This window comes from Lachnoanaerobaculum sp. Marseille-Q4761, from assembly GCF_017565785.1.
Classification (GTDB): domain Bacteria; phylum Bacillota; class Clostridia; order Lachnospirales; family Lachnospiraceae; genus Lachnoanaerobaculum.
In genome coordinates this window covers 292,203-306,347 of record NZ_JAGEKB010000002.1, presented here as the reverse complement: position 1 = coordinate 306,347, position 14,145 = coordinate 292,203, and the positions used below count along the sequence as shown (strand labels likewise).

The 14,145-nt window shown below is 34.4% G+C and carries 10 protein-coding genes; all 10 read left to right on the top strand.

Translation table 11 applies throughout. From position 1 onward, the window contains the following. The first annotated feature begins 16 nt into the window (after positions 1-16). The 10 genes from J4O15_RS08615 (at position 17) to J4O15_RS08570 (ending at position 14,087) form a co-directional block, all read left to right on the top strand. Positions 17-2,173, top strand: a complete 2,157-nt coding sequence (locus J4O15_RS08615) for an AAA family ATPase (RefSeq protein WP_208100467.1) — start codon at positions 17-19, stop codon at positions 2,171-2,173. Then, positions 2,170-3,216, top strand: a complete 1,047-nt coding sequence (gene mcrC / locus J4O15_RS08610; protein WP_208100466.1) for a 5-methylcytosine-specific restriction endonuclease system specificity protein McrC — start codon at positions 2,170-2,172, stop codon at positions 3,214-3,216. The genes J4O15_RS08615 and mcrC overlap by 4 nt, the downstream gene beginning before the upstream one ends. A gap of 140 nt (positions 3,217-3,356) precedes the next feature. Next, a complete protein-coding gene (pglX, locus tag J4O15_RS08605; protein ID WP_208100465.1) occupies positions 3,357-7,064 on the top strand; it encodes a BREX-1 system adenine-specific DNA-methyltransferase PglX in 3,708 nt (1,235 codons plus the stop codon). A gap of 160 nt (positions 7,065-7,224) precedes the next feature. Further along, a complete protein-coding gene (locus J4O15_RS08600) occupies positions 7,225-7,497 on the top strand; it encodes a type II toxin-antitoxin system RelB/DinJ family antitoxin (protein WP_208100464.1) in 273 nt (90 codons plus the stop codon). Then, positions 7,494-7,775 (top strand): type II toxin-antitoxin system YafQ family toxin, encoded by a 282-nt coding sequence (locus J4O15_RS08595; RefSeq protein WP_208100463.1) that lies wholly within the window; start codon positions 7,494-7,496, stop codon positions 7,773-7,775. Before J4O15_RS08600 ends, J4O15_RS08595 begins: the two co-directional genes overlap by 4 nt. Positions 7,776-7,887: 112 nt before the next feature. Beyond that, entirely contained in the window at positions 7,888-10,398 is a 2,511-nt protein-coding gene (gene pglZ, locus J4O15_RS08590; RefSeq protein WP_208100462.1) for a BREX-1 system phosphatase PglZ type A, read from the top strand. A 183-nt stretch (positions 10,399-10,581) separates the two neighbouring features. Beyond that, a complete protein-coding gene (locus tag J4O15_RS08585) occupies positions 10,582-11,835 on the top strand; it encodes a coproporphyrinogen-III oxidase family protein (RefSeq protein ID WP_208100461.1) in 1,254 nt (417 codons plus the stop codon). A 79-nt stretch (positions 11,836-11,914) separates the two neighbouring features. Continuing rightward, positions 11,915-13,264, top strand: a complete 1,350-nt coding sequence (locus J4O15_RS08580; protein WP_208100460.1) for a serpin family protein — start codon at positions 11,915-11,917, stop codon at positions 13,262-13,264. Positions 13,265-13,277: 13 nt separating this feature from the next. Beyond that, positions 13,278-13,496, top strand: coding sequence for a hypothetical protein (locus J4O15_RS08575; RefSeq protein WP_208100459.1), 219 nt, complete (start codon positions 13,278-13,280; stop codon positions 13,494-13,496). A 12-nt stretch (positions 13,497-13,508) separates the two neighbouring features. Then, positions 13,509-14,087, top strand: a complete 579-nt coding sequence (locus J4O15_RS08570) for a DUF3841 domain-containing protein (protein WP_243762019.1) — start codon at positions 13,509-13,511, stop codon at positions 14,085-14,087. Positions 14,088-14,145 lie beyond the last annotated feature (58 nt).

Genomic DNA, 14,145 nt, shown 5'->3' with positions numbered 1-14,145 from the left:
GAGGAGAATGATTGATATGGATATACAAAACAAGTTTGGTTGGGTTCCGTTTTATAAAGAATTTGCTTTAAAACTGCAAGATTATAAAAATAAAAGAAGTGTACTTATTAAAAAAGTAAAAAAGATATACGATATTACCGGGATAAGTATGCCCACTTTAGATAAGAATAATAAGATTGTAGATATTGATCCGTTTACAGTGTTCGGGCTTTTTAGCAGGAAGATGAGAGATGATAATCGAATAAAGCTCCTTAAGGCTATTGAAAAATTATTTGAGTTGACTACAGAAGTTCCTAACCGTTTTGAGAGCCTGCCTGTTATAACTCCTCAAAATGCCACTTTTTATTCTTTTATAGATTATCGTGAAGACAGCGATATTGATGATTTATGGGAACTGTTTATATCTGCATTAGAATTTACAAAGAGTCAGACAGCTCGTGATAAAAAGAATGTTTCACATTATTTTGATTTGACTATCAATAAGAGAGGAAATGGAAACAGCAAAATCACTATGGGCTTGTTTTGGATAGCACCGGATTCATTTTTAAACTTTGACAATAGAAATCAGTGGTATATCTATGAATCGGGTAAAATACCCGAAGACATTGTTGAGAGTCTTCCTGAAGTTGAAGCTAAAATATCTGCAAAAAATTATTTTAAGATAGCTGATATATTAAGAAAATACTTACAAAGTAACAGGAGTGAATTAAAGGATTTTAAGGAATTATCATTTGATGCATGGGAGTATTCGGAGCAGGTAAATAAGGAGCTTTATGGAGATGAAATATCAGCAGGCAACTCGGCCCTTGCAGATGAAGATGTGGATACAAAGCATTATTGGGTATATGCACCGGGTGAAGCTTCATCTATGTGGGATGAGTTTTATAATTCCGGAATTATGGCAATAGGTTGGGGAGAAATAGGTGATCTTCGGGAGTTCAAAACAAAGAATGAAATGAAAGAAAAGATGAAGGAAACTATAGATAAGGGTTTGTCTTATAAAAATTCAGCTCATGCCACATGGCAATTTGCAAATGAAATGAAAATAGGTGATATTATTTTTGTAAAGAAGGGTAAGAATCAGATTGTCGGACGAGGAATAGTGAATTCAGAATATGAATTTGACGCAAGTAGAGAAGATAAATATAAAAATATCCGTCAGGTAAACTGGACTCATAAAGGTGAATGGCTTAATCCGGGACTCTCTATTGTTAAGACACTGACGGATATCACTGACTATACAGATTATGTACAAAGGCTAGAGAGCTTGTTTGAAGATCAGGATGATATTATTGAAGAAGAGGAAAAGTATTATCCTGAATATACAAAAGAAGATTTTCTGTCTGAAGTATTTATGTCTGAGAAAGAGTATGATGATCTTTGCAATATCCTTAGAATCAAGAAAAATATTGTTTTGCAAGGTGCTCCGGGAGTAGGTAAAACATATATTGCAAAAAGACTTGCTTATTCCATGATGGGGACAAAGGATATTGAGAGGGTGATGTTTGTACAATTCCATCAGAGCTATTCTTATGAAGATTTTATAATGGGATTCAGACCGGATTCTGCCGGCTTTAAATTACAAAAAGGTTCCTTCTATAATTTTTGTAAAAAAGCGGAGATTGATGGAGAGAATGATTATTTCTTTATCATTGATGAGATAAACAGGGGCAATTTAAGTAAAATTTTTGGAGAGCTGTTCATGCTTATTGAAAATGATAAGCGTGGAATTTCACTGCAATTATTATACTCTGATGAAAAATTTGCTGTTCCGAAAAATGTTTATATTATCGGTATGATGAATACGGCGGATCGCAGCCTTGCAATGCTTGATTATGCTTTGAGAAGAAGATTTGCATTCTTTGAAATTAAGCCGGGATTTGCAACGGATGGATTTAAACAATATATAAAGGATTTGGAAAATGAAAAAGTAGAAAGCCTGATACAATGTATAGAGGAATTAAATAATGATATTTCCTTAGATGAATCATTGGGAGACGGCTTTTGTATAGGGCACAGTTATTTTTGTAATCTGACATCAGACAGTATAAATGATATTGTATTGTCAGGCATCGTAGAATATGAGATTATTCCTCTTTTAAAAGAGTATTGGTTTGATGAGCCTTCAAAAGTTAAAAATTGGAGCATTGATTTAAGGAGTGCAATTAAGTGATATCCATACAGAATATCTACTACATGTTGTCATACGCATTTAAAGTTCTTAGAGATAATGGATATAAAAGTATGGCAACAGAAGAATTTAATAATATGGCAGAAATGATGGCACAGATATTGTTAAGAGGTATATCACTCAGACTTAAAAGAGGTCTTGAAAAAGAGTATCTATCTCAGACACAGGCACTTTCTTTTTTGAGAGGAAAAATTGATATTTCTGATTCGATAAAAACTCAAAGTATACGCAAAAGGCAGCTGGTCTGTATTTATGATGATTTTTCTATAAATAACAGGATGAATCAAATAATAAAGTCAACCTTGGAGATACTTTTGAAGGCGGATATAGGTAAAAACAGAAAGAAAGAAATTAGAAAGCTTATGGTTTTCTTTTCAGATGTAGATTCAATAGATTTATATTCAGCGGACTGGAACCTGAGATATAATAGAAATAATCAGACTTATCAAATGCTTATAGGAATCTGCTACCTTGTAGTGAAAGGACTGATGCAGACGAACTCGGATGGAGTAACAAAGCTTATGGATTATCTGGATGAGCAACATATGTGGAGCCTTTATCAGAATTTTATTTTTCAATATTACAAAAAGCATTATCCGGGTTTGAAAGTATCATCATCACAGATACCTTGGTTTTTAGATGATGACAAGAAAGAGATGCTTCCTGTTATGCAAAGCGATATTTATATTCAAAGAGATAATACAGTGCTTATAATAGATGCTAAATATTATAAAAATATAACACAGGTGCAGTTCGGGAAGCATAAGTTTCATTCTGCCCACCTGTATCAGATGTTTGCATATGTGAAAAACTGTGAATATAATTTTGCTGATGAAAAAATTTCGGTGTCAGGAATGCTTCTATATGCAAAGACAGATGAATTTATAGAACAAAATCATGTATATCAAATGCATGGCAATAAAATCAGCATTAATTCATTGGATTTGAACCTTCCATTTGAACAGCTTGCAATGCAGATGGATGAGATTGTAAAAACTCATTTTCCCGGGGTGGAAAAACATTAATAAAGAGAGATAATCTCTATAAAGATTCGTATATATATTGAATAAACTTAAGATAACGAGTACTTAAGATATAAATTATATTCAAAATTTAAAGGATAAGGTCAGAAGCATCTAACACACAAAAAGGAGAGCATAAAGGTATGAACAAATCGGCCATCAAAAACTTTGCTATTTGGGCAAGAAATAAGCTTATAACAGATATCAGCTACCGTGCAGGGCTGATGGGAATAACAACTGAAGGGATAGCGGAGGCACTGCCACAGTCTATGGGCGGTACAGAGTTTTATGATATAGGAACTGAAAACCCATATTCAATCAGCGGAGATGCTATAAAGCAGAGAAAAAAACTGGTAGAGGTCATTCGAGAGAAAGAAGCAGATACCGACTATGCTACAGCTTATAAATACATCATGGAAGAGGTTGCCTATACATGGTTCAACCGCTTGATTGCCATACGCTTTATGGAGGTAAATGAATACCTGCCTACTCATATTCGTGTGCTCTCCTCGGATAGCGGAAAGCTTGAACCGGATATTGTGACAAATCCTTTTGATACGGAGCTGCAATTTACAGAAGAAGAAAAAGAAAAGATAGTACAATTAAAAACAGACAACAGGCTTGATGAACTTTTTTGTATGCTATTTATAAAGCAGTGCAATGCATTAAATGAGAATTTACCTGCACTTTTTGAAAAGACAAATGATTATACGGAATTGCTTTTAAATATTTCGGTTATAGACAGGGAAGGTGTGGTCTATAAGCTGGTTCATGATATACCTGAGGATGATTTTAATATAGAAAAAGGCGGTCAGGTGGAGATTATAGGTTGGCTGTATCAGTACTATAATACAGAGCCTAAAGCACAAGTTTTTGCCAGACCTTCAGGAACCAAGATAAGGAAAGAGGATGTCCCTGCGGCAACACAGCTTTTTACACCTGACTGGATCGTCAGATATATGGTGGAAAACAGTCTGGGGCGACTATGGGTAGAAGGCCATCCAAATGATGAACTGAAGGCAAATTGGAAATATTATCTGGAAGAGGCTAAGCAGGAGCCTGAAGTAGAAGAAAAACTGGCTGAAATCAGAAGAGAGTATGCAAAGCTAAATCCTGAGGACATAAAACTTATAGATCCCTGTATGGGCAGCGGTCATATTCTGGTATATGCCTTTGATGTGCTGATGCAGATATATGAAAGTGCAGGCTATGGTCAGCGTGATGCTGCAAGAATTATACTGCAAAAAAATATCTATGGTCTGGATATAGATGATAGAGCATTCCAGTTGGCATATTTTGCAGTAATGATGAAAGCAAGGCAGTATAATCGTAGGATATTAAGCGGTGAGCATAAGCCAAATCTATTTTCTATAAAAGAGAGTAATGGAATCAACAGAAATCATCTAAAATACTTAGGTATGAACTTAAGTGAAGATGATAAAGAGAAAGCCGTCACTCAGATAAATGCTCTACTTGATACCTTTATAGATGCCAAGGAATACGGTTCTATACTTACAGTGGAAGAATACGACTGGGAACTTTTGGAAAGCTTTGTAGCTGATAGTGAGCCTACAGGACAGATCAGCATGGAAACAGTGGGGATAGAGGCTACTAAAGAAAACCTGTTGCAGATGATAGAGCAGGGGAAAGTGTTGGGGCAGAAGTACCAGGTGACGGTTACGAATCCGCCGTATATGGTGAGTGGCGGTATGAATAATAGGTTGCAAAAATATGTAAAAAAAATCTATCCAAATCAAAAATCAGATTTATATGCTGTATTTATAAAAAAATCTTCTGACATGCTTAAGATAAATGGATATATGGGTATTATTACTCAACATACATGGATGTTTTTACAACGATATGAAAAAATGAGAGAATCAATTATTGATAGTTTTGTTAACATGATACATTTAGGTGCTCGTGCATTTGATGATATAAGTGGAGAAATAGTACAGACGACAACTTTTGTTATAACTAAGAAATCTATAAAAAATTATAAAGGAAATTATATACGTTTAGTAGAATATAGTAGTGAACTTACTAAGTCAAAAGCTTTTTTTGATGGAAAGAATAGGTTCATCTCTAAGCAGGATGATTTTAAACTCATTCCAGGAAGTCCAGTTGCATATTGGATAACGCCACAAGAGTTAAATTCATTTATGGTTGGTAAATCATTAAAAGAAATTGCAGAACCTAGAGTTGGTATAATCACAGGAAATAACGATATATTTATTCATACATGGTGGGAAGTATCAAAGCTTGATATAAAGTCTGATATAAAGGACTATGATGAATCTGTAAATAGTTCTTACAAGTGGAATCCATATAATAAAGGTGGAAGTACACGATTGTGGTATGGAAACAGAGAACTTGTAGTACATTTTAATAATGGCGGAGCTGATATAGAAAAAAATGCAATAAAGGAAGGATGTTTTTATTTTCTTGGTGCCCAAGATGTGTTTTTTCATGAAGGAATAACATGGAATGGTATGGCAAGTGGGAGAAATTCTTTTAGATTTTCACCAGAAGGGACTTTGTTTGATAGCAATAAAGGTCCAATGCTATTTCCAAAAACAAAAGAAGATAGTTATTATCTTTTAGGATTATTTAACACGAAAGTTACTCAGAGCTTTCTTTCGATTTTAAATCCTTCAATTTCACTTCAGGCAGGAGATTTCGAAAAGCTTCCTGTTTTAGAAAATGGGAATAGAAAAAGTACAGAATTGATTAGTAAAGATTGTGTTAAAATATCCAAAACCGACTGGGATTCCCACGAAACCTCTTGGGATTTTGCATTTCATCCACTTGTAAAAAATGACATTTGTAATGTTGCCATAACTGCGGATCCAAGAACTATTTCCGATTCCTACCATTCCTGGGTATCTGAATGTGAACAACGCTTCTTGGGACTCAAAGCCAATGAAGAAGAACTTAACCGCATTTTTATAGATATATACGGTTTACAGGATGAACTTACCCCTGAAGTATCAGATAAGGATGTGACTGTTCATAGAGTATATGACAGTAAGGAAGATGTGCCGGAGTCTATGAAGGGTTCGGCTTATATCAGAACAAAGCGTGATGAGATAGTTTCCCTTCTTTCCTATGCCATTGGCTGTATGTTCGGTCGCTACTCTTTGGACAGCGAAGGTCTTGCCTATGCAGGTGGTGAGTGGGATGAAACTAAGTATATTACGTTCATGCCTGATACTGACAATATAATTCCGCTTACTGATGAGGAGTATCTGGAAGATGATATAATTACACGACTTTGCACTTGGCTAAAAGTAGTTTATGGTGAAGATACTCTGGAAGAAAACCTTGATTTTATTGCGAAGGCACTTGGCAATAAAGGAAATACAAGCCGTGAGATTATCAGAAATTACTTTTTAAATGATTTTTTTAAGGATCATTGCCAGACATATTCAGTCACAGGTTCAGGTAAGAGACCTATCTACTGGCTTTTTGATAGCGGAAAGCAGAACGGATTTAAAGCACTTATCTATCTTCATAGATATAATGCAGATACTGTCGGAAATCTTCGTATTGACTATTTGCACAGAATGCAAAGAATCTATGAGAGTGAGATAGGTCGTATGCTTGATACTATAGATCACAGCAGCAATGCCCGTGAAATGGCGGCGGCGACCAAGCGTAAGGAGAAACTTCAAAAACAGTTAAAAGAATGTCGTGAGTATGATGAAAAGATTGCCCATCTGGCACTTAGCCGTATAGAACTTGATCTGGATGATGGTGTAAAGGTAAACTATAGAAAACTTCAGACCGCAGTAGATGGTAAATTCTATGAAGTCCTCGCAGACTCAAAAAATATAATGAGTAAAAAATAAGTAAGATTATATAATTGATATTAAAATGTAATGCGGTATGCTTGATATAAGAATTGATGGTAGTATGATTTAAAAATTGAAAAATTTGCAGCTAATATAATGACATTGTATTGATTAAATACGAATATATTATTATAATCTAGCTATGAGGAGGTATTATATGATGACAACGAATTTGAACATTAGAATAGATAAGGACATCAAAGAACAGGCAGAAGGGATTTTTAATGAACTTGGTATGAATATGACTACGGCTGTTAATATCTTCCTGCTAACAGCTATTCGTGAACATGGTATACCTTTTGAGTTGAAACTGGATGTGCCTAATGAAACAACAGTGGCTGCAATCGAAGAAGGGAAAAAAATGATGTCTGATCCTTTGGCACCTAGATATTCGGAAATGGATAATCTTAAGGCGGCACTTGAAGTATGAAATATGATGTGCAGTTTACCAATCAATTTAAAAAAGATTTGAAACTTGCAAAAAAGCAAGGAAAGAATTTGGATAAGCTGTTTGAGGTAATTGATATTCTGGCGAATGGAGATGCTTTGGATGCAAAATATAGAGACCATGATTTAACAGGTAACTATAAGGGAACTCGTGAATGTCATATTGAGCCAAACCGGTTGCTTATTTATGAAATATATGAAGATGTACTTGTTTTAATGCTTTATCGCATGGGTACACATTCAGAATTGTTTAAGAAGTAAACTATACAAGAACGAACCATATAAGTCTTATGATGTACCGGTAGATTTGAATATTATGAATAGAAAATAAGAGGGAAGTCGTAGAAGCAAACAGTGGAAGGTAATAGAGTAAATGGCGGAATTAAACCTAAAACAGATAATAGATCGTCTGAATGAGGAATTTATGGGTGATACCAGAAAGCTGGTATTTTGGTATGATGATAAGGCAGAGTTTGTCGAGGATATACAAGGCATAGAACTCATAAATGCAAAAGTGTATTTTTTAAAAACGGATAATCAGTTTTATACAAAATACTTTTTGGAGAGAAAAGATTTAGAGAACAATTATTTAATATATGCCCCATTTAAAAAACCTGATGTAAAGGACAATCATCTTGAGGATACATTACTGTATTCAAAAAGGTTTTTTGCAGATAGGGCTTCTTTGCTTACAATGGATTTGGGCATTGATGAGAAATATAAGGCTGTTATAGAGAAGTATATAAAGTTCTTTGCAAATAAGGAGCGAAGTAGAAGATTTTATGATTTGGAAATAGAAAACTTCAATGAGGAAAATATTATTATCGGAATTTTAAGCAGTATCTGCCATACAAAAACATCTTCTTTTGAAGAGGCGGTTCGAGTGATTTTGACGGATGGAGGATTAAATGATAATAAATTCATCTTAGAGATTAAAAAGTATGACTTAATAAATGATTTTTGGAAACTGGCTGAGAAGTATTTTGGATATACAGATATAAATCTTACTCTTGAAAACTTTTTGAATACACTTTTTGTAACATATACTGCAAAGCATATTTCATCAGAAATACCAAAGGAATGGAAGACATTGCTCTCGTATAAATCAGGAAATATTATTGCATTTATTGACAGTATGATGAACAGTGTTTTATACAGTGATAAGTATGATGAGCTTTCAGATTTTGTGGATGCCGCTCTTGGAGTAAAAAAAATATTTGCAGAATACCCACCGGAGACATTATTAAATTGTGATACATTCTTATGTATTGACCTGATTTTGATTGATTGGATAGTAGATCGCCTGAATGTAGAAGATATAGGTGCAAAGCTTTGTGATTTATCCATACCTGAAATTGCCGATAAAAGAGAGAAAATGCATTTTGGATCTAAAACAGGATGTATTTATCGTATGTTAAAAAGTGCATACCATATAGTAGCAGTTGGAAAATACATCTGTCCTGATAATTTTTCATCCATTTTGGAGCAATATTTAAGTACAGATTATAGAATTGATCAGGAGTACAGAAATTTTTATTTTGAATTTGACAAGCTTGATGATACATATACTTTTGAAGGACTTCGTGAGCTTGTAGAAAATATTTATACAAATGAATATTTGAATACTCTTTTGCCTAAGTGGAATGAAGCATTAAGGGAAGAGGAAGCATTTACAAAGTTTCCGCTACAGATTGATTTTTATGACAGTAATGTCAGAAATGCGAAGGAGCGTACAGTAGTTATCATATCGGATGCTATGCGTTATGAAGTCGGGCAGGAATTATATAAGAATTTGGCAGATGATCCAAAATGCAGGGCAAAGCTTGATACACAGCTTTCGGTGTTGCCCTCATATACAAGACTTGGAATGGCGGCATTATTGCCACATAAAAGTATTACAATGACTGACGGGTTTCAGGTTTTGGTGGATGATATACTTTGTGATAATCTCACCGGAAGGCAGAATGTATTGCAACAGCATTCTCCAAACAGTATATGCATTCAATTTGATGATATTAAGAATCTAAAAAAGACTGAGCTTAGAGATATTTTTACCGGAAAGCAGGTGGTATATGTATATCATAACCAGATAGATGCCAGAGGAGATAAGGCAAATACAGAGGATGAGGTATTTGTAGCCTGTAAGGAGGCGGTGGAAGAGATAGTGGATTTAATTCGCCGTATCTCTACAAACGCAAATACATATCATTTTATAATTACAGCCGACCATGGATTTATTTATAAAAGAGATAAAGTCACAGAAAGTGATAAAATCAGTGGTGTAAATGATAAGAATGTATTCGTGAGTCGTAGATTTATTGTATCGGAGAATGCTCTAAGGGAAGATGGAATAATGGCTATCTCTATGGGAAAGATTTTAAGAAATCAGGATACAAAGGTAGTCTCATTTCCTGTAAGCAGTAATGTATTTAAGGTCTCGGGAGGTGGACAAAACTTTGTTCATGGAGGTTCCTCACCACAGGAAATGCTCATTCCCGTACTGGATGTTAAGATGGAGCGTGGACATATAGATACAAGGAATGCCGGTATAGCACTTATCAGTATGGTTCAAAAAATTACAAGAAAGACTACAATGCTTGATTTTATACAGTCAGAACCGGTAAGCGATACAATAAAGGCAACAAAATATAAGATTTTCTTTATATCAGAGGACAATGAAAAGATTTCAAATGAAGTCAGTATATTTGCCGACAGCAGAGAAACAGATGCTAATAAGAGGATCTTTCGCATGAAGTTCGGGTTTAAAGATAAAAAATACGACAAAGATAAGAGATATTATCTTGTGGTAGTAGATGAAAATACAGGAGAAGAAATATTAAGACATAGCGTGATTATGGATTTGGTGTTCGGGGATGAATTTTGAGAAAGGATGAGGTAGAGAATACCTTACATGAACTGTCACGGTTATATTACCAATGTATGAAAATGTTTGTTTTTAGTATTGCTTTAAAATTGCAGAATATGTGGATGTTATTTTGGACAAGAACAGTAAATTTAATATAAAGAATTAAACTATATACTATAGAAAACATCATAGGAGACGGATATGAGCTTAATTACAGATTTAACAAGAATGTATCTTACACACTCAACCAAACCGTTTGTTTTTACAAATGATTTCGACAAAGTATTGCCATATGATGAGGAGGCTGAGTTCGGCTTATATGTTCATATACCATTCTGTAAAAGTATATGTAATTTTTGTCCCTATTGTAAGGTTATATATGATGAGAAAACAGCAAATGTCTATATAGATGCTTTGATTAAAGAAATTCATTTGGTGGGGAAACAGTGGAACGGCAGAAGAAAGGCTACAAGCCTTTATTTCGGAGGCGGTACTCCCGCACTTCTAGCAGACAGAATAACAGATATTATAGCAGCCTTAAGTGAGCATTTTATTATAACGGACGGCATAGGAATAGAACTTCATCCTGATAATGTAAATGTCTCAGTTTTAAAGACTTTAAAGAGAGTAGGAGTTGATAAGATAAGTATAGGTGTACAATCATTTCAGGATAAGTACCAAAAGGTTTTGCAAAGAAGGAAGTTTGATATTAAAGATATGTCAAATGCACTAAATGAAGTTGAATTTGAGACGGTTTCTATGGATTTTATATTTGCATTGCCCACACAGACCTTTGAAGATTTAAAAAATGATATTGATATGGCATTTGCTAATGGAGCCAATCATATAGCAATCTACCCTTTAATTGATTTTACATTTACCGAAAACAAAGTTCCTATTATGCCAAAAAAAGAAAAGAGAAAACTTTTGGATGATATTACCAACTATTGTATAAGCAAGGGGTATGTAAGGAAGTCTATCTGGACTTTTGCAAGTGATAAGTCGGCATCATATTCTTCAATGACCAGAGATAATTTTTTCGGATTTGGCTGTTCCGCCACAAGTCTTTTTAAGGATCAGTTTAAAATAAACACATTTTCTGTATTGGAATATTGTAAAAGAATTGATGCAAATATACTACCCACTGCACTTACAAACAGATTTGTTAAAAGGCAAAGGATGGTTTATTATCTTTTTTGGAAGTTATACAGCACAAGACTTAAAGTGGAGGAATTTGGAGAGTTTTTTGATACACCTCTTAATAAGGTGTACGGTCTGGAATTTTGGCTTTTACAAATGCTTGGATTTTTGACAAGAGATGAAGAAGGATATAAGATGACACTTAAAGGTGCTTTCTATTATCATTATTATGAAAATTTTTATACATTAAGCTATATAGATAAAATGTGGGGAATTATGCGAAAGGAAGCTTTTCCTAAGGATATTAAATTGTAATAAGCTTATTAAAGTCAACAGTATAATTTAGAAAACTATTTTTAGAAAACTATTAATTATTTTAGAAAGGAAGGTTGGTATGAGGATAAAAGGAATCGTGGGAATATTTTTGGCAGCAATGACTATGTTTACTGCCTGTGGAAAAAGTGGTACACAGTTAAGAACTAAAAACATTAATGAATCTGATAAAACCATAAAATCTGTTGAAGCTGTTATTCCAAGCCCTATTTCTGAGGGAACAGATGTTAATAAGTTTGCAAATGGAGATGCTCACAGTGAATGGTGGAAGGATTATACAGAAAAGGTTCACAAATCACAAACTGTTCAGGCAGGAATGGAACAGTATTATGAACTGATACAGAAGGAACTTTTATCAGATGCCACAGATCATAATGCGGTATGTTCGCCATTGAATATTTATATAGCACTTTCCATGCTGGCTGAAGTGACAGATGGAAATACACGTAAGCAAATCCTTGATGTGCTTAATGTAAAGGATATGGATGTCTTAAATAAGCGAACAGAGGCAATATGGGATGCCAATTATGTGGATACACCCGCACTAAAGAGTATATTGGCAAACTCTATCTGGTTAAGAAATGATATAGGGTATAATGAAGATACTTTAAAAAAGCTGTCAGTGGAGTATCATGCTTCATCTTACAGCGGTGAGATGGGTTCCGAGTCTATGAATCAGAAACTTCAAAAATGGACTGATGAGCATACAGGAGAATTGCTTACAGAGTATACAAAAGAATTGAAACTTAAACCGGAATCAGTGTTGGCACTTATTTCAACCGTTTATTACAAGGCATCATGGGATAAAGATTTCCCAAAGGAACAAACAAATAAAGGAATATTTCATGGGGTTTTGGGGGATCAGTCGGTTCCTATGATGCACAATGATATTATAACAAATTTGTATCAAACAGAGCATTTTCAGGCTGTAGGATTGAGTCTTGTTGACAGTGGAACAATGTATTTTTTCCTGCCGAAAGAAGGTTATAAAGCACAGGATATTGCAACAGATCCACAAATGATAAAAATCTGTATGGAACCTGAAAGTGTGGAAAGTAATTCAGCACTGGTGCATCTGACAGTTCCAAAATTCAATGATTCGGCTAAAACAGATCTGTTGGAGTGTCTAAAGAATATCGGAATTACAGATGTGCTTTCAGACAAACAGGCAGATTTCACTCCACTTACAAAGGAAATTGAAAATATTTATTTGAGCAGTGCAGAACATGCCGCCATGGTAAAGATAGATGAGGAAGGTGTTATAGGTGCGGCGTATACTGTACTTATGATGGAGGCTGCAGGAATAATACAGGATCAGGTGGATTTTATTATTGACAGACCTTTTGTTTATGCAGTGGCGGCTCCCGACGGTTCAATTCTTTTTACCGGAGTTATTCAGAATATAGAGTAGTATATTTGAAGTTTTGAAAAACAATGGAGAAATCTCAAATGAAGTCAGCCACTTTGCCAACGGTAGAGAAACAGATGCTGATAAGAGGATCTTTCACATGAAATTCGGGTTTAAAGACAGAAGATATGATAAAGACAAGAGATATTATCTTGTGGTCTTTGGTGAAAGTACAGGAAAAGAAAGCTTCAAGCATAATGTGATTATAGATTTAGCTTTTGCGGATGAATTTTGATGTTGAACTGTAATGTTAAATGAAAATACTATTACCACTAATATTAGGGAGGGCAAAATGCTTTTATGGACTATTCAGCATGTGGCTGCTTATAAAGTTTTACTTGAGACGGGTAGGCTTTTGGCAAATGAAAAATATTTGTTTTGTGAAGAGGATTTTCGTTTTGCTTATGATTGGCTTTCTGAACAGATGAAAAATCGTATAGGTATACAGCCGGATGGTGTGAAATATCCTATATGGGCGTGGTATCAATGGGAAGGTGTGCGAAAACGTTTGGATATGAGATCTCATAGATATTGGGGTAAAAAAGGTGAACCTATAGTCCTTTTATCTATAGACATTCCTGATAATAGGGTTTTACTGTCAGATTTTGATATGTGGCATAATATATTAAATGACGGTTATTTAGCATTATATGAAAAAGATGATATTGATGATCCATGCGAAGATGAAAAAAGAAAAAGCTGGGAGAATGTTTTTAATATAGATATAGAAACAGATTATTGGCACACACCAAAATCAACGCAAGCCACATTTTGGGAATTGAAAAAAGATTGGGTTTTAAAGGCTGAACATTTTATTTCAGCATGATAAATTTAGATTACTGTTGGGAAGTAATAATCTATGGCTGGCAACAACGAAATTATTA

Bases quoted from the DNA above. Each gene is read 5' to 3' on its own strand.
- J4O15_RS08570 (WP_243762019.1), top strand. From the start codon at position 13,509: ATGTTAAATGAAAATACTATTACCACTAATATTAGGGAGGGCAAAATG.
- J4O15_RS08580 (WP_208100460.1), top strand. From the start codon at position 11,915: ATGAGGATAAAAGGAATCGTGGGAATATTTTTGGCAGCAATGACTATG.
- J4O15_RS08615 (WP_208100467.1), top strand. From the start codon at position 17: ATGGATATACAAAACAAGTTTGGTTGGGTTCCGTTTTATAAAGAATTT.
- pglZ (WP_208100462.1), top strand. From the start codon at position 7,888: ATGGCGGAATTAAACCTAAAACAGATAATAGATCGTCTGAATGAGGAA.
- pglX (WP_208100465.1), top strand. From the start codon at position 3,357: ATGAACAAATCGGCCATCAAAAACTTTGCTATTTGGGCAAGAAATAAG.
- J4O15_RS08585 (WP_208100461.1), top strand. From the start codon at position 10,582: ATGAGCTTAATTACAGATTTAACAAGAATGTATCTTACACACTCAACC.
- J4O15_RS08600 (WP_208100464.1), top strand. From the start codon at position 7,225: ATGATGACAACGAATTTGAACATTAGAATAGATAAGGACATCAAAGAA.
- J4O15_RS08595 (WP_208100463.1), top strand. From the start codon at position 7,494: ATGAAATATGATGTGCAGTTTACCAATCAATTTAAAAAAGATTTGAAA.